Here is an 18,189-nt window from a genome sequence, read left to right as displayed (position 1 = left end):
ATCTAAATACTTAGGGATTTTTGATTCTTTTTGAAATCGTTTTTGATCTCCTGAAATGGACGTTTGTAGAATTCGGGATTGAAACAGGCCTTATTGAGATGCTCGATCACGTGATCAACTGTTTTATTCTCGTCCAGCCACTGGTTGAATACCTCATGTTGCATCCTTATGCCAAAAGCATTGATACCGATAAATTCACGATCACTTATACGGTACTCTACCGTGATGCCGCATTTTTGATCTACATCTTGCCAGTGGTAATGTGCATGATCTTCTTTAGGCTTGTTCCAGACCCAACCGTAAGTCTGGTATTCTATGTCCATAAATTTTGCACTATTGAACCAGTGTCCTGGATTCCACTTTGTGGGTTTGCCACAGAGTGTTTGTGCAAGAGTTTCCCCCATCATTCGACCAGTGTACCAGACTGCTTCGGTGGCCTTGCGCTCGCCCACAGGCTCGAGTTGCTCGGCGCAATCGCCTATGGCGTAAACATTTTTAAAGTTGGTTTTCAAATGTCGATCTACTAAAATACCTCTGTTGAGATTTATGCCTGAATTTTGAAGAAATTCTATTCTCGGTCGTACACCCGCACATAAACCGACCATGTCGCATTCAATCACTTCACCTTTTTTAGTCTTTATACCTTTGACTTTTCCGTATCCATCATCTATGATTTCGTCGAGCTCTTCTTCATGCTTGAGATCAATTCCATGTTCTATAATATGATTAGAAATCATTTGTGCATCCTGTTGAGGTAAGACGCCGCTCCAGAAGCCTTTTTCACGCACCAGAAAAGTTACGGGTATGTGGCGTGAATGCAGCATTTCAGCAAGTTCTACGCCTATAAGTCCCCCACCTATGATGACCGCTCTTTTGCAAACTTTATTATTAGGCGCTGTTATTTCAAGTTGTTCCAGATCTTGTTTGCTCACGAGTCCCTGCACACCTTCAAGATCTTGCCCTTTCCAACCAAATTTATTAGGAACGCTCCCGGTAGCAAGTACAAGGTCGTCATACCTTATTTCTCGACCGGAACTGAGCTGTATTTTATTTTCCTCAGGTAACACGGTGTGCACATAATCTTGAACAAGCTCGATTTTATTTTTTGCCCAGAACCAATTTTCATAAGGCTGCGTGTGTTCAAATTTCATATGTCCCATATAGACGTACATAAGAGCGGTACGAGAGAAGAAGAATTCCGTTTCACTAGAAACAATGGTGATTTTACGGTCTGACATCTTGCGTACATGTCTGGCGAGCGTTACACCAGCAATACCGTTGCCTATAATCACGAGATGCTTCATGGAGAAAAGTTATGTGGTCAAATTAAGTAAAAATTAGCTAGCAATTTATGCGGTGTTATTCCTTTAACCTTGTATAAACACCCTTTATATCGATTAGAGGACGATCAGAAGTATTTGCTGGGATAATTGTTCTGGCCTAGTAATTCTTATTTTTGAAACACAAGCAAAACTCAAAAGCCATAAACACTAGACTTAATTCAATAATTTATCTAAAGGGTTTCAAGTACCATTTCTTGAAATTTACGGCTGGGCTTCAACTTAAGAGACACTTGACACTTTTATTGTTGCCGATATTCCTTCTTTCATGTGCTCAGAAAACTGAAAAAATTAATGGGATTTCCCTCGTAGGATCAAGGAACCCGATTGACACGATGGATGTTCAGGATTTAAAACAATTCCATCCTAATTATGTGGCCGTGATACCTTATGGATTTATACGCAACCTCAACGACCCTCAAATACGGTATAATGTCGAGCGGCAGTGGTGGGGCGAGCGAGAAGAAGGTGTAAAGGAGACCATCGATTTGATGCATGACGGTTCCATTGAGGTCATGCTTAAGCCTCATATCTGGATCTGGCGAGGTGAATATACTGGTCATATGAAAATGCAAAGTGAAGAAGACTGGCAAAAGCTGGAACAAAGCCATCGAGAATATGTATTGTACTATGCACAGATTGCGCAAGAAAAAAATATCGAAATTTACTGCATAGGGACAGAACTAGACGCCTTTGTTCAAGAGCGGCCCCATTACTGGCGATCCTTGATTCAGGAGGTACGATCCGTTTACAAAGGCAAATTGACTTATGCGGGCAACTGGGATACTTACGATCAGGTTCCGTTTTTGGATGCCTTAGATTATATAGGTGTAGACGCTTATTTCCCAGTATCATATGAAAAAACACCTACCGTAGAATCGATCGACACGGGTTGGAAAAAGTGGAAGCTTGAAATGGGTACGCTTTCGCGAAAGCGTAACAAACCCATCCTACTCACAGAATATGGTTACACCAGTGCAGATTATGCCGGTCGTGAACCCTGGAAAAGTGCTACCGATTCTTTGCAGGTCAATGAAAGGGCACAAAAAATGTTGTTAGAAGGATTGTATCGCAACTTGTGGGAAGAAGACTGGCTGGCCGGTGGATTTTTGTGGAAGCACTTTCCGGGAGAGTTCCTAGAAGGCGATCGAGGCTTTGAAAAGTTATTTAACGTGCAGAATAAGGAGGCGGCACAAACCGTAAAAAATCAGTACCAGAAGAAATGAAAAATATTAAGATCATAGTAGCAATAATTTTGTTGATGGGGATACAACAGGTAAGCGCTCAGCTATTACAAGATAAAAATCAATTTACAAGACAAGACACGTTGCGCGGCTCCATTACTCAAGAGCGGGCCTGGTGGGATCTCAAATATTACGATCTTGAAGTTGAGGTTTTTCCAGACCGCAAATTTATTAAGGGGCAAAATACCATAACATACACGGTAAATGAGCCCTACCAGCTCATGCAAGTGGATCTTCAAGCGCCTATGAAAATCACTAAGGTGACGCAAAACGGTAAAAACTTACTGGTAACTGATGAGGGAAATACTCATTTTATCAAATTGATCAATAACCAAAAAACAGGGAAGGAGTACGAGGTAGTCGTTCATTTTGAAGGCGAGCCGCGTGAGGCACGCAACGCGCCCTGGGACGGAGGTTTCTCATGGAAAAAAGATAAAAACGGTAAACACTTCATCGCAACTTCAAACCAGGGATTGGGTGCGAGCGTGTGGTGGCCTTGTAAAGACCATATGTATCAAGAACCTGAGGGAATGACCATTACGGCAACGGTTCCTGAAGATCTGATTTGCGTGTCAAACGGCCGATTGATAAAAGAAAAGAATAAAGGAGGCAAAACTGCTTACACCTGGCAAGTGAAAAACCCCATAAATAATTATGGTGTCAACTTAAACATAGGTGACTACGTTAATTTCAGTGAAGTTTATGATGGTGAGAAGGGAGATTTGGACATGGATTACTGGGTTTTGAAAGATAATCTGGAAAAGGCAAAAGAGCATTTTAAGGACGCTCCTAAAATGATGAAAGCTTTTGAGCATTGGTTCGGGCCTTATCCTTTTTATGAAGACAGTTTCAAGCTGGTTGAAGTACCTTATTTAGGTATGGAGCACCAGAGCAGCGTGACTTACGGAAATAAATACGTCAAAGGATATTTAGGACAAGACTTGTCACGAACGGGCTGGGGATTAAAATTTGACTTTATTATCATTCACGAGGCGGGTCACGAGTGGTTTGCAAATAATATAACTAATAAGGACATCGCAGATATGTGGATCCACGAGGGTTTTACTGCTTATTCAGAGAGTCTCTTTCTCGATTACCATTACGGTACTGACGCCGCAAATGCTTATGTTATCGGAACACGCAGGTCCATCCAAAACGATCGACCGCTGATAGGTGTGTACGGAGTCAATAATGAGGGAAGTGGTGATATGTATTATAAAGGAGCAAACCTTTTACACACCCTGCGTCAGATAGTTAGTAATGATGAGAAATGGCGATCCATTTTGCGAGGCATGAATGAGACTTTTTACCATAGGACGGTCACAACCCAAGAAATCGAAGATTATTTAAATAAAAATATCGATCTAGATCTGAAACCGATTTTTGATCAATACTTACGCACTACTGATATTCCTCTATTCAAGTATGAAATCAAGGATGGTAAACTCTACTATCACTATGATAATGTCGTGACAGGATTTTCCATGCCTCTGCAGGTTGCCATAAATGGGACGCTACACATGTTACAACCTCAAGAAGAAGAGCAGGTTTTTTCCTTGGATCAACTCATTGAAAAAGTTGAGGTAAACCCTAATTTTTATGTAGGCGTCCAGTAGTGGCGTGGTGAGTGCATTTCTTTTAAAGGAACTTTTACTGTCAAGTTTGTAGGTGTTTATGGAATGTACGCTTTCGCGAAAGCGTAAATTTCAACCAGCTTACACAAAATCCTATGGAATTATACGAGCTTAAAACGCTGTATCGATAGTTTTACTTTTTGTTTTTCCACTTTAAATTCTAACCGATAACCTTAAAATAGGGTAATAACCCTATGCGTATCAGGTAATTCCCCTATTTCAAGAGCTGTTTAGTGAAGCTAATTTTGGATTGTAAATCAGCTGTTTACAATTTAAAACAATCTAACTCTAAACACTTAGTCATGAAAAATCTATTACTATTCATTTTTGTTTTTACAACTGCACTTGCTAGTGCACAGATAAAAGGAAAAAGCAGCAAGGATCCAGTCACTTCTAAATCGGGTCGCATCTACGAAAAAAACGGAGTCATCATTTTAGATCAACCATCGAGTGAGGACGGATACGTTTATGTGTACAAGTTCAAATCGAGCATGTCTTTTGGGAATATCATGAAAACGGCAAAAAACCTCAAAGACGTCAAGAATATGAATACGAGTAATCTTCAAGGTGTAAGCAATGCCATCAAAACCACTAAGAACATTGCAAATGATGAACTTTTGACAACCTCTGTAAGCATGGGATTACAAAATAAGGTGGTGTCTGAAAAGTACAGAGCAGAAAATATCATGGATGATTCTTACGCTGACAGGGAATATAAAATCAAGTCTTTTAAGATCTATACAGATGATGAAACTGGAGAGCAGGTGGTTCATGCTATTGCCAAAGGCAAAGGAGGGAAAATTGCCATTTTACTAGATGCGGCAGAGGAAAATGGCGAGATTAAATAAGCCATTTACAGACAATCATTTAGTATCAGGTTCACACCTGATTTAATTCAAATCATCACAATTATGAGAAATTTAATTTTATCGTCTATATGCCTTGTGTGGACGGTGCTGTGCTGTGGGCAAGCACAGCTTATGGAAGATATCAACCAAGGAAATAATGACAGCAATCCCAATGGTAAAATTGTATTTGGTCAGCAAGTATTCTTTTCAGCCGACGATGGAATACACGGTAATGAACTTTGGGTAACTGATGGCTCTACAGCTGGAACCCAACTATTCATGGAATTTGTTGCTGGTATTGATGACGGCATCAATTACCGGTTGAATGCAAAAGTTGCATTAGGTCAACTATTCTTTATCGCAAAAGATGATGTGAACAATCACGCACTTTATGTGTCTGATGGAACCGTCGCTGGAACATTGAGAATAGCTGGTTTTAATGGTGTAGAACCCAAGTTTATGGATGAAATAAGCGGACAGCTCATTTTAAGTACACAAACCGGTCTTGTCAAAACTGATGGAACCTCAAGTGGGACATCTCAATTCAGTAATAAGACATTATTTGGTGATCGATTCATTGCTCATAACAACGAAATATACTTTTCTTCTAATGTGCCAGCAAACTTGGGAAATGAATTATACAAAACTGATGGAACGAGCGCTGGAACAATTCTAGTGAAGAATATAAATACCGCGTCAAGAGGGAATTCCTATCCCAATCATTTTAAAATAGTAAACGGTCAAGTGTTTTTTACGGCAACCAGCAATACAAGTGGTACTGAGCTTTGGACTACAGATGGTACAGATGCTGGCACAAATATGGTAAAAGACATCACGGCAGGTTCTGGGAATTCATTCAGCTCCTCAAGCTCAGTATTCTTAGAACATAACAATGAATTATTTTTCATGGTATCCAATAATTTGTGGAAATCAGACGGTACCGAAGCCGGGACGATAGAGGTTTTCAATAATTTGGGAAACATTCGTAAAGGAGTCGAACTCAATGGTACCATGTTGTTATTCCCTGCAAATGATTCCTCAAGCGATAACGAACTGATCTACACTTCTGATGGAACTTTTGCAGGTACAACAAGCTTTGCTACAGGCTATAAAGAGTTTTCTCATAATGGTGCGATAGCCATTGTAGGCGGTGAGCTGTATTTTCAAGGTTCTACCACTCGAGAAGGTTACGAGCTTTGGAAAACAAATGGTACGCAGTCGGGTACTGTTCTGGTAAGAGATATCAATTCTCAGGAAGACGATAATAATATAGAAGATATTGTTGACCTAAACGGGAGTGCATTATTTACTTGTAGTGATGGAAACTGGCTAGGATCAGAGCTCTACATTTCGGACGGAACAGAAGCTGGAACATATTTACTCAAGGATATCAATGAAGAAGGCAATAGATCATCATTTCCACAAACCTACTTTGAATTTGGTAATATTGTTCTTTTCACTGCAGATGATGGAGAGCACGGAAGGGAACTTTGGAAAATTGATAATGGTCAGGCGAGTTTGTTGAAAGATATCAATCCAGGAAATTTAAATAGCGATCCAGACCATTTCATTGAATATAATGGCTCTGTGTATTTTGTTGCCACTACTGCACAGGAAGGTCGCGAGTTATGGTTTACTGATGGAACAACGTTAGGAACCCAACTGTTATCTGACCATAATGCAGGGAACGAAGATGGGTTCATGGATGCACCTGTAGTAAGTATGAACAATATGTTATACTTCATAGGTTCAGACGGTAGTGCAGGAATGGAGCTTTGGCAAAGTGACGGCACCAGTTCCGGGAATCAACAAATCATTGATCTCAACGGTTCAGTAGATGACAGTATTAAAAGTCAAGAGATAGTTGTTTTCGACGATCACGTGTATTTTGTTGCTGATGATGGTACTACTGGACATGAATTATGGAAAAGCGATGGAACGGCTGGTGGCACAAGCCTGGTTCAAGATGCTAATCCCAATGGTGATGGTAATGTGAGATACCTAAATGTTCACCCACAACTACCCAGGCTGTATTACTCGGCTACTGATGGGAGTGATATACGTTTATGGAGAACAGATGGAACTAACACTTTTCCAGATTTAGCATCAGACCCGAGGAATTTTATGGTCTCTGGAACTGACCTTTCCAGAGATGGGTCTAGAACAACAATTTATGACTCAGATTTATATTTCATGGGAAAATCTACCTCAAATTTTAATAATGGTTTTGAATTATGGACGATCGATCTTGACGGTTCGGTAAGAGAAGTTTTTAATGTCAATCCACAAAATGCAGCCGGTAGTAATCCTTCAAAACTAACTGATGTAGATGGAATACTATATTTTTCAGCTTATGAGCCTACAGCCGGTCAGGAAATTTGGACTGTAACAGGTCGCTCCAGTGCTGCTCTTGTCAAAGACATCAATCCGGGATCTGGAGGTACAAACCTTGTTGACATTGGATCATTGGGAGGTTTTGCGTTCTTCGGTGCAGAAAATGGAGATAGTAATAAAGAGCTATGGATTTCAGACGGGACAGATGCTGGAACAGTTCAGTTTCAAGATATCAATCCATCGACTTCACAATTTCAAACTTCAAGCCGCCCTATGAACTTTCACACGATCCAGGATACCATGTATTTTACCGCAAATAATGGAACTATGGGTCATGAGCTTTACAAACTAGAACTTTCAACGCTGTCTTCAGGAGGCGAACTAGAAACCCTAAATAATGACATAGTTCTATATCCTAATCCCGCTGCTGATACTGTGACTTATGAAATCCCATTTTCCTCAAATTTAAAGGTTGAGGTATTTGATCTTCTGGGGCAAATGGTTGATCAATTTGAAATCAATGAATCTGTAAACAAGGGAACTTTAAATATCTATGACCTTAAAAGTGGCATCTATCTATTGAGATTTGAAATCAATAATCAAGTTATCACTAAAAAGTTGATGAAAAACTAATCTAGTCAATGTACAAAACTTCAAGTTTTTCTTGATGTGTTGATTGATGAAAGGCAGTTATGCAATTCGTGTAACTGTCTTTTTGATTTAATAATACCAACTAAAAAAGCTGCTTAAATTCAGTAGAGATGAACATACGGGTCAGTCCACTACAAAATTAAAACAGCTTTTACAGATAATTAAAAAGTCTAAGCGACTTCTATTTTTCTATTCAAAATTAGGTCTAGATAGAGGTTGACTTTTTCTTTCAACTCTGTACGAGGGCAGATAAAGTCTAGGAAGCCTTTTTCTAATAAGAACTCGGCAGTCTGAAAGCCTTCAGGTAGCTCTTTACCGGTAGTATCACGTACTACTCGAGGTCCTGCAAAGGCAATAAGCGCTCCCGGCTCGCCTATATTTATGTCTCCCAGCATAGCAAAAGACGCGGTAGTTCCTCCCGTAGTAGGATCTGTACAAAGCGAAATATATGGTATACCAGCTTCACTCAGTTGAGCCAACTTAGAACTTGTCTTTGCCAGCTGCATCAAAGATAATGCTGCCTCCATCATACGAGCACCTCCAGATTTTGAGATAATCATGAAGGGTATGTTGTTCTTCAAACTATGATCTGCAGCACGAGCAATTTTCTCTCCTACCACGCTCCCCATGGAACCACCTATGAAGCCAAAATCCATACAGGCTACCACAAGGTCGTTACCGTTTGATTTACCTACCGCAGTACGTACGGCATCTTTCAATCCCGTTTTCTTCTGAGCCGCCTCAATGCGATCCGTATATTTCTTTGTGTCTGAAAAATTGAGTGGATCCTTAGAAGTCATATTTGGGTTCAGCTCCTTGAACTCATTGTTGTCAAACAAAATCTCAAAATACTCCTTACTTCCTATACGCACGTGATATCCATCTTCTGGACTCACATAATAATTATTTTTCAGTTGATCTGTGTCAACTATTTTTCCTGTAGGGGATTTATACCATAGACCTATTGGAGTGTCTTTTTTGGCCTCTGTAGGTGTGGTGATTCCCTTCTTTTCTCTTTTAAACCAAGCCATTTACTGTTAATCTAGAATGAAAGAATTCTGAATTCAGAATTCAATTTCATAATTTATAAGGTGTTTATGTTGTTCAAATCCTCAAAAGCTTTTTTCAGACGCTCTTTGAAGCTTTCTTCGCCTATGCGCAACCATTTTCTCGGGTCGTAGTATTTTTTGTTGGGTGAATCGGCGCCGGTAGGGTTTCCTATTTGAGTAAGTAAGAAATCGTTGTTTTCATCCATGTACGACTTGATTCCATGTGCAAAAGCCCACTGTAAATCGGTATCGATGTTCATTTTGATAACACCGTAACCTATCGCTTCTCTAATTTCTTCAAGGGTAGAACCTGAACCACCGTGAAAAACAAAATCGATATGGTTGTGCTCGACGTTATATTTCTTAGAAACGTACTCTTGAGAATTCTTCAAGATTTTGGGAGTCAGTTTAACGTTACCAGGCTTGTAAACGCCATGAACGTTACCAAAGGCTGCGGCAACCGTAAAACGATCACTTATCTTTTTAAGCTCCTCATAAGCGTAAGCTACTTCCTCAGGTTGCGTGTAGAGTTTGGACTCATCTACATCGCTGTTATCTACGCCATCTTCCTCACCGCCAGTAATTCCCAGCTCAATCTCAAGCGTCATGTTCATCTTAGACATGCGCTCAAGATATTTTTTACAAATTTCTATATTCTCCTCTAGCGGCTCTTCACTCAAGTCGATCATGTGTGAGGAGAATAAACTTTTTCCGCTTTCGCGAAAGCGTGCCTCACTCGCGTCAAGTAAACCATCAATCCAGGGTAAAAGCTTTTTTGCACAGTGATCCGTATGCAAAATGACCGTCGCTCCATAAGCCTCAGCCATTCTGTGAACATGCTCTGCACCGGCAATCGCACCTAAAATCGCGGCTCTCTGACCTTCATTACTAAGTCCTTTACCAGCGTTAAAAACTGCACCACCGTTTGAATACTGAATAATCACGGGCGAGTTGAGCTCAGCAGCTGTTTCCATGACGGCATTTACCGAGTTGGACCCCACAACATTTACCGCGGGAAGTGCGTAGCCATTTGCCTTTGCATGATTAAATATTTCTTGAACTTCGTCTCCGGTAGCAACGCCCGGTTTGATATTATGAGCCATAATCACTTTATTGGTTATCATACAAAAGTAGGGAATTCTAGCTTGCTCTGTGCAACTTAGAAAGGGTAGTTGATACCTACGTTGAGAACTGCATCAGAGAGCTTGACTTGATTGAGCCAGCGGTCTCCTTCTTCTTTTCCTGGATCGTAGGTTTTAAAGCCGGTATCAAACCTCAATACAAAAAAACCAAAGTCATACCGGATCCCAAAACCGGTTCCCAGCGCAATTTCAGAAAGGTCCTTCCATGATCTGAAAATGGCATCTGGATTATCTTCACTATCCAGAACATTCCAGATGTTACCAGCATCTGCAAAGACGGCACCTTGAAATGCTCCTGCAATTGGGAAGCGATATTCTGCGTTGAGGGCAATTTTCATGTTGGCCTCGTTAAAATCGTTGATTCCTCCAGTGCTTCCAGGTCCCAACTCATAAGCTTGCCAGGCTCTATTATCATTGGGTCCACCCGCAAAAAAAGATCTGATGAAAGGAATGTTGTCTGAATTGCCATAGGGAATAGCAATTCCCCCAAAAGTTCTAATCGCAAAAACATGACCGTTCACATACTGCCAGTGTTTGATATAATCAATTTCAGGTTTCACATACTGACTGTATTCTACTCCAAAAACTTCCCGTTTGCCGTCAGCTGATTCTTCTATACCCGCCACATCAGAAATGGCACTGAGAACATTACCTGCAACCTCTAATCTTAAACTTAATCGGGAAAAATCATTATCGTAGATACCTTGACGGTTGTTTCTCACCCAGTTGTAGCTGGACGATATGATGAGGTTGTCTTGAGAGAGGCGGTCTCGACGCTCTTCAATATTCCTTACGCTGCTCAGCTGATCGTTGTTTGTAGGTATGGTTCCATTCAAAACGTCTCTAGTGAAGGCTCTGGTTCCATCAGGTATGGAGAGGTTCTGATTTTCGTTCACATAGGTAGGATCTACGATATTCAGTTGGTCTGCGATATCATTGAGCGATCCGTAGCTGCTCTGGTAGACTGAAAAGAAATCATCTGGATCAAGATTGCGCACATATTGGGCATTAACCAGATCCACTCGCGTACTTTTGATGGGTGTTTGTTCCCAGTTGTAGGAGAGACCGCCGTTGACACTCTGTTTATCCAGACCTATGTTAGTTTGACTGAAGAAACCCAAAGAGAAATCAGTCGAGGGTGACATGTATTTTGGAATCAAACTATCGGTACGGATCGGGATGAACATTCTGGGAAAAGTCAGTTTTGCATCGGCACCCAGTTCCTGTAAATCAAAAAACCGAGTATCACCGTTTGAAGCATTTGCACTGGCACCAACATTACCTCTGAAACTAATATCCAAGGTTTCACTTCCCCTGAAAATATTCCTCATTAAAAGAGATGTATTCAAACCTATACCAAATGCCTGAATATTACTGTGCGTAGCTTCTGGAACAAAGTTGAGTTCAAATTTCTTTTTGGATTGCAAATCAATTCGTGCAATGAGTTCATTGCTTGTAGAATCATTAGGGTCTGGATAATAACTTATGGATGGAGCAAAAAAACTGCGTAGCTCCGTGATTCTTTTGTAGGTTCTACTGCGGTCGAGATCTCTGTAAATATCTCCTTGTTGCGTGAAAACGGCATCGGTCAGTGATTTTGGTCGGTATTTTGACTCTTTGCCTACGAGGATTTTATAGCCATTATAAACAACGGTATCCTGAACCTCGTTGGGTAAAACATCTGGAGCGATAATCACGTCCTTGATGCGATAAAGTTGATGATTGACATATCGAGAAGAATCTTCTTCTCTGATCTCGCGCTGGCTTATTTTTAAAATCGAGTTGACCTTTTTGCCCGTATTTACGGTATCTGCCTCAAACCTGATGTTTTCTTTCTCAAGATAATAAGCACCGCGATTACGCATGTAGCTGAACAAACGATCACGTTCTTGACTATAAAGTGGTGAGAAATATTGTTCTCCAGAAATGATCAGACTTTTATCTTTGGTAAGCTCATACAGGGAATCTAAAGCAGGACTTTTGATATCTGTTTTGAGACTGTCTATAAAGTAAGGCTCGTGGCGGTTAATGTAGTAAGCAATTTTACTGCGCTTTTTTGCTTTGAGATCAAGAACTTTGTGATCAACTTCAGCATTAAAGTAACCTTGATTCCAGTACCATTTGCGCAAGCGATCTTTTGATTTTTCAATCAAATCTTTCTCAATTAGAACAGGAGCTTCACCAGTACGTTTGAGCCAATTATTGAACCCTACCAGACTTTCTCCCAATCGCATGGTCTGCTTTTCAGAAAGTATGGCGTTGCGCCTCTTGAGCGCTTCCGGATTCTCTTGCATCCATTTGAGATAAATGGAATCGCGGTTGGGCCGGGCAAGGTTGTAAATGTGCAACCGTAGCGGGTAATTGATCAACGGGATTTTTTGATTGGGTTGTTGTACCGGGAGCGTACCGACTCTTGAGTCTTTCGGCTTAAGACTGTCTACCCTAATGATGTTTTCTACTAACAGTTTTTGACCGTCAGGTACACGTTTAATAGCGTTGCAGGCGCTCAGAATAAGAGTGGCAAAAATTATAAAAACTATTTTTACGCCGCAGGTGTCTTTCATCATAGTACAACGCTCAAAAATACAATTATATAATGGTTACAAAAGCAAGACTGAAGCTTATCAAATCCCTCGCCAGAAAAAAGAACAGAGCAGAATTTAGTCTCTTTGTGGTAGAGGGCTATAAATCGATTTTGGAGCTTGTGGAAGCAGGTCTTGACCATGAAGAAATCCTAGTTTCTGAAGGAGCTGATAAATTGAACGCTTTGAATCCGTCGATTATTTCAGTAAAAGATATGAAGAGCTTATCAAATGTGACCACTCCACCGGGTTATCTTGCTATCTTTAAAATTCCAGAAAAACAACCTTTACCTGATTCAGGTCCCATCATCGCTCTGGACGATATCCAAGATCCCGGAAACTTGGGAACCATCATCAGGCTCGCAGACTGGTATGGTATCAAACACATACTTTGTTCTGCTGAAACCGTTGATGCCTACAATCCCAAAACCGTTCAAGCCAGCATGGCCTCCATAGCTCGTGTCCAGATTCATTATATCGATTTAGAAAAGTTTCTAAGTAAAACAGATCTACCTTTATATCCGACCGCAATGGAGGGAACCAGTATTTATCAAACTGAATTAGATCAAAACGGAATTCTCATCATGGGAAGCGAGTCGCACGGCGTAAAAAAAGAATTGCTTGATCTAGCACCAGCTGTTTGCATCCCGCCGCATTCCCAATCATCAATAACTGAAAGCCTCAACGTCGCCATAGCAACGTCCATCATCGTAGCCGAATGGATGCGGCCTAATTTTATTGGAACGTAAAGTTCAAAAAAACACCCCTCGATTGCATCGAGCTTATGTTGCCCGTGTAAGGACTGTCGGGATCTGCATCGCGTACCAATTCATCAGTCATGGCAAAAACTCCTCTTATGGAAGGTGTAAATTTGAAGAAGAATAAATAAAGGTCTATTCCTATCCCTAGTTCATAATTGAAGACATCGCTCTTTTGTCTGAATTGACCTGCAAGATTATCATCTGGGCTATCCTCATTACTGGAAAGGTTTCGTGACCAAGAAACTCCACCCACCACAAAAGGTTTTACATTATTCAGGCGTTTTGTGCTGAATTTAACCAGTAATGGCACATTGATGTAGGTAGATGTTACCTCTCGCAGTCGATCTGATTCCTCGATCAGGGTAGGGTCAGGGAACGTAAGATTGCGCGTCACAAAGCTGATACCCGGCTCTAAGCGCAAGTTGATATAATCATTGATACGCAGATCACCCACTAAGCCCACATTGAATCCCAGCGAGGTTTCTGTTTGAATATCTACCTCTTGAACTTCTTCGTAATCAAATTTGTAGTCGTAGCTGTTCATCCCGAGATAATACCCCCAAGACCACCTTTTCTTGTCAAAATTTTCCAGATTTCGTATCCGTTCCTTGATCGGACCCTGACTATAAGAAAAACATCCTGTCAAAAGCAGAATGACCATCAATCTTAAATTCATTAGCTTATTTTACTGCTTTGTAAATGGTAGAGGCACCGTGAAACTGCAAATGATTCTCTATATCCTTAAACCCTACTTTCTTCAAAATATTGTTGAACCGTTCACCATAAGGGAAATTTGCGGCACTTTTTGAGAGGTATCCGTAAGCGGTTTTGTCTTTTGAAAAAACCTTACCTAGCGTAGGAACGATGAGGCTGGAGTAGAGGTAGTAACCTTGCTTGAACGGGAACTTGGTGGGAACACTTGTTTCTAGGATCACGAGTATGCCGCCGGGCTTTAAAACGCGTAAAATTTCAGAAAGTCCTTTTTCAAGATCTTCAAAATTGCGCACGCCATAAGATACGGTCACCGCATCGATGCTTTCGTTCTCATAGTGGAGGTTTTCAGAATCGCCTACCACCATCTCCACGCGATTGGATAGGTCTTCTTTTTTAACCTTGATTTTTCCTACCTCGAGCATACCGCTGGAGATATCCAGTCCTATCAGTTTTTTGGCACTCGTTTGTTGAGCCATTTTAATGACCAGGTCACCTGTACCGGTCGCGATGTCCATGACCACTTCAGGTTGATGATCTGCGACCATTTTAACCACATTGTCACGCCATTTCTGATCCAGACCCAAAGAAATCATACGGTTCAAGCCATCATACTCTCCACTTATCGTGTCAAACATGTGCGTCACCTGTTCCTTTTTCCCGCTATCTTGATTGTCGTATGGTTTTACCTCTTTCGCCATTTGTCGTTCAAAGCAGCAAAGATACACTCTAGACCTGAGCTCTTGCTCTCGCCACATTACTTTAATAAAGGTCTAACGCTTTGGGATGTAGGGGCGTGTGATGGTCTCGCTTTCGCGAAAGCGTAATCATAATATCCTCACCTTAAATGATTAAGTATGAAATATGTAAAAAGATTATTTATGACAGCACTCGCAAGATTTTCTCAGTTCCAGTATCTTTGAATTACATAAGCATTTTATGAAAATCATTATCGCTGGTGCTGGAGAAGTAGGTTTTCATCTGGCAAAGCTGCTTTCCTTTGAATCTCAGGATATTACCCTGATCGATCCCGTGAAGGAAAACTTATTTTATGCCGATACACATCTGGATATCATTACGCTGAAGGGGGACAGTACCTCCATCAAGGTTTTGCAGGATGCGAAGATCGATCAGGCGGATCTGGTGATCTCTGTAACCAGCTCTGAAACGACTAATATTACGATTTGTGTTTTGGCAAAACAGATGGGTGCTAAACGTACCATAGCCCGTATTTCCAATACCGAATTTTTAGAGCATCAAGAAGATATAGGTTTCAGAGGGTTTGGGATCGATGAACTGATCTCACCAGAATCCCTCGCGAGTAAGGAAATAGAATTGTTACTCAACCAAAGCGCCTTTAACGACAGCTATGAGTTTGAGGACGGTGCGCTGACTATGGTAGGAGTCAACCTGCAACGTACGGCCCAGTTTGTAGGCAAAACGGTGCAGCAAGCAGGAGAGATTTTTCCAGAGGTACACTTTATGCCGATTGCGATACAGCGTTTTGGAACGCAGTACACGTTGATCCCGCGTGGGGATACCCAATTCAAAGAAGGCGATCAAGTGTATTTTATTACCAATGCCGGTGGCGTGGAAGAGCTTTACAAGCTTACCGGTAAGACTAAAAAGGTCATGCGCAACGTGATGATCTTGGGCGGGAGTAACATCGGGATTCAAAGTGCTAAGAAGCTAGTTGAACGCGGTGTTTACGTAAAGCTGATCGAAAAGAACGGAGAGCGCGCATTTGAAATTGCAGATCAATTGCCAGATGCTCTCGTTATTCATGGTGATGGACGTAACGTAGAGTTGCTTCAAGAAGAAAGTATCCACGAGATGGATGCTTTTATCGCAGTTACCGGGAATAGTGAGACTAACATTATTTCTTGCCTTATGGCAAAAAGTAAAAGTGTGGGAAAAACTATATCTCTGGTAGAGAATATGGATTACTTCCAGCTGTCGCACAGTATAGGAATCGACACGCTGATTAATAAAAAACTACTCGCCGCAAACAACATATTCAGATACGTGCGCAAAGGTGAGGTGGTCGCCATGACCAAGCTCAATAACATGAATGCCGAGCTGCTGGAATTTATTGTAAAGCCTAGTAGCGAGGTTGCAGGTAAAAACATTGTGAGCTGTGGTATTCCTAGAAGTGCGATCATAGGTGGTGTGATACGTGATGGTGTAGGCCAGATTGCCTTGGGTAACTTTACGATTCAGCCGGGAGATCGCGTTGTGGTTTGTTGTTTGCCAAGATCTATTTCAAAGGTAGAAAAGCTCTTCTTGTAATGACGCGTCTCAATTATAAGATCATATCGTACATCATGGGACTATTACTGGTCTTTAATGGTGGCTTTATGATGATCAGTGCTTTAGTCAGTGCCTATTATAATGAACCTGAAGGGTGGAATATTTTAATGGCGAGTGGCGTGGCTGTAGTCCTAGGAGCTGCTGTAATGTATTTTACCAGAGATCACGTCAAACAACTCCAGAAAAAAGAAGGCTATCTTATCGTAACCTTGGGCTGGCTTATTATGGCCTTTGCTGGAACGATGCCCTATATGTTTAGTGGCGCAATCGACAACTATACTGATGCTTTTTTTGAAACCATGAGTGGTTTCACCACTACTGGAGCAAGCATCATGAATGATATCGAGATCATGCCCAAAGGGATTCTCTTCTGGCGTAGTCTTACCCACTGGATCGGCGGGATGGGAATTATCGTGCTGGCGGTGGCGATCTTACCGCTGCTCGGGATAGGAGGTATGCAGCTATTTGCAGCAGAGTCGCCGGGTCCCAGTGCCGATAAATTGCACCCTAGAATCACTGATACCGCAAAAAGACTGTGGTTGATCTATGTGGGTTATACGGGTATAGAGACTGTTTTGCTTAAGCTTGCGGGAATGGGCTGGTTTGATGCGGTGAACCATGCTTTGAGTACACTTTCCACAGGAGGATTTTCGACCAAAAATGCCAGTATTGCCTACTGGAATGATAATCCTGCGATTCAGTGGATCATCACGGTATTCATGTTTATTGCTGGGATGAACTTCGTTTTAAGTTATTTTGGGTTTAAAGGGAAGTTTTCAAAAATAGGAAAGGATACCGAGTTCAAGTGGTACACGAGTTTTGTCCTAGGTTTTTCTATAATAGGCACGTTTCTTATTTATTTTCAAGCAGATCCTTCTGTTTCCACGATTGATCACCCTATGGTTTTGGGCGAATTTGAGAGTGCAGCCCGACATAGCTTTTTTCAAGTATTGGCGGTCATTACTACGACAGGATTTGTCTCAGCAGATTTCACGATGTGGACGCCGTTTTTAACGATCATGTTTTTTGGTTTGTTCTTTTTGGGGGGGAGTGCAGGCTCAACCTCAGGAGGAATAAAGGTCATGCGTCACATTATTCTTATCAGAAATGGTGTGCTAGAATTCAAAAGAACATTACACCCAAATGCGATACTTCCTGTGCGCTACAATAGAAGAGCGCTGACCAGCAATGTTGTGTTCAATGTGCTAGGTTTCTTTATTCTCTACATGCTCGCATTTATCGTAGGTTCCATAGGGCTCGCAGCACTCGGTCTCGATTTTGATACGGCTATTGGGGGTGCATTGAGTAGCCTGGGTAACGTGGGGCCAGCTTTTGGTGATCTTTCACCCGTCAATAATTTTGCAGGTCTACCAGAGCTAGGTAAATGGTGGTGTGCATTTTTGATGCTTATAGGCAGGTTAGAGCTCTTTACAGTCCTTATTCTTTTAACTCCGTTTTTCTGGAGAAATAGGTAAGGTAGAGGAATGTGAAATCGAACTTGAGCTAGAAATATCACTAGTCTAGTTGTATCTCTTAAATAACGGTATGTTTACTCTTTTCAAAGTAAAAAGCCCCCATTGAGG

General features: G+C 41.3%; 13 protein-coding genes. 7 read left to right on the top strand and 6 right to left on the bottom strand.

From position 1 onward, the window contains the following. Positions 1–2: 2 nt before the first annotated feature. Positions 3–1,304, bottom strand: coding sequence for an NAD(P)/FAD-dependent oxidoreductase (locus BST97_RS07560; RefSeq protein ID WP_085766668.1), 1,302 nt, complete (start codon positions 1,302–1,304; stop codon positions 3–5). A gap of 233 nt (positions 1,305–1,537) precedes the next feature. On the opposite strand from BST97_RS07560, the gene BST97_RS07555 reads away from it, so the two are divergent. From BST97_RS07555 to BST97_RS07540, 4 genes are all read left to right on the top strand, one after another. Then, on the top strand, positions 1,538–2,566 hold the full coding sequence (locus BST97_RS07555; RefSeq protein WP_085768193.1) for a glycoside hydrolase family 113: 1,029 nt from the start codon (positions 1,538–1,540) through the stop codon (positions 2,564–2,566). Beyond that, a complete protein-coding gene (locus tag BST97_RS07550; protein WP_085766667.1) occupies positions 2,563–4,200 on the top strand; it encodes a M1 family metallopeptidase in 1,638 nt (545 codons plus the stop codon). The genes BST97_RS07555 and BST97_RS07550 overlap by 4 nt, the downstream gene beginning before the upstream one ends. A gap of 320 nt (positions 4,201–4,520) precedes the next feature. Beyond that, entirely contained in the window at positions 4,521–5,066 is a 546-nt protein-coding gene (locus BST97_RS07545; protein ID WP_085766666.1) for a hypothetical protein, read from the top strand. Positions 5,067–5,129: 63 nt separating this feature from the next. Next, complete coding sequence (locus BST97_RS07540) at positions 5,130–8,033, top strand: T9SS type A sorting domain-containing protein (protein ID WP_085766665.1); 2,904 nt, start codon at positions 5,130–5,132, stop codon at positions 8,031–8,033. A gap of 188 nt (positions 8,034–8,221) precedes the next feature. Here BST97_RS07540 and accD read toward each other — a convergent pair whose 3' ends face one another. Genes accD through tamL form a run of 3 tightly spaced genes read right to left on the bottom strand, consistent with a single transcriptional unit; the run spans position 8,222 to position 12,809 of the window. Next, the gene (gene accD / locus BST97_RS07535; protein ID WP_085766664.1) at positions 8,222–9,082 is read right to left on the bottom strand and encodes an acetyl-CoA carboxylase, carboxyltransferase subunit beta; all 861 of its coding nucleotides are present in this window, start codon (positions 9,080–9,082) and stop codon (positions 8,222–8,224) included. 53 nt (positions 9,083–9,135) lie between these two features. Continuing rightward, entirely contained in the window at positions 9,136–10,203 is a 1,068-nt protein-coding gene (gene fbaA / locus BST97_RS07530) for a class II fructose-bisphosphate aldolase (protein ID WP_085766663.1), read from the bottom strand. A 56-nt stretch (positions 10,204–10,259) separates the two neighbouring features. Continuing rightward, positions 10,260–12,809 (bottom strand): translocation and assembly module lipoprotein TamL, encoded by a 2,550-nt coding sequence (gene tamL / locus BST97_RS07525; protein WP_085766662.1) that lies wholly within the window; start codon positions 12,807–12,809, stop codon positions 10,260–10,262. Between the two features lie 29 nt (positions 12,810–12,838). On the opposite strand from tamL, the gene BST97_RS07520 reads away from it, so the two are divergent. Then, a complete protein-coding gene (locus tag BST97_RS07520; RefSeq protein ID WP_085766661.1) occupies positions 12,839–13,573 on the top strand; it encodes a TrmH family RNA methyltransferase in 735 nt (244 codons plus the stop codon). On the opposite strand, the gene porT is transcribed toward BST97_RS07520, so the two are convergent. Both porT and ubiE read right to left on the bottom strand, forming a co-directional pair. Then, entirely contained in the window at positions 13,560–14,246 is a 687-nt protein-coding gene (gene porT / locus BST97_RS07515; RefSeq protein WP_456152432.1) for a type IX secretion/gliding motility protein PorT/SprT, read from the bottom strand. The two genes, BST97_RS07520 and porT, sit on opposite strands and share 14 nt — an antisense overlap. Before the next feature lie 19 nt (positions 14,247–14,265). Beyond that, positions 14,266–14,997: a bifunctional demethylmenaquinone methyltransferase/2-methoxy-6-polyprenyl-1,4-benzoquinol methylase UbiE gene (gene ubiE / locus BST97_RS07510; RefSeq protein ID WP_085766659.1), complete on the bottom strand. Its 732-nt coding sequence runs from the start codon at positions 14,995–14,997 to the stop codon at positions 14,266–14,268. A gap of 238 nt (positions 14,998–15,235) precedes the next feature. Here ubiE and trkA point away from each other — a divergent pair, with 238 nt between their 5' ends. Next, positions 15,236–16,585, top strand: a complete 1,350-nt coding sequence (trkA, locus tag BST97_RS07505) for a Trk system potassium transporter TrkA (RefSeq protein ID WP_085766658.1) — start codon at positions 15,236–15,238, stop codon at positions 16,583–16,585. Then, positions 16,585–18,081, top strand: coding sequence for a TrkH family potassium uptake protein (locus BST97_RS07500; RefSeq protein ID WP_085768192.1), 1,497 nt, complete (start codon positions 16,585–16,587; stop codon positions 18,079–18,081). Before trkA ends, BST97_RS07500 begins: the two co-directional genes overlap by 1 nt. Positions 18,082–18,189: the final 108 nt, after the last annotated feature.

This window comes from Nonlabens spongiae (assembly GCF_002117125.1).
Lineage (GTDB): Bacteria > Bacteroidota > Bacteroidia > Flavobacteriales > Flavobacteriaceae > Nonlabens > Nonlabens spongiae.
The sequence above is the reverse complement of the archived record's forward strand: the minus strand, read 5'-3'. Positions and strand labels throughout refer to the sequence as shown.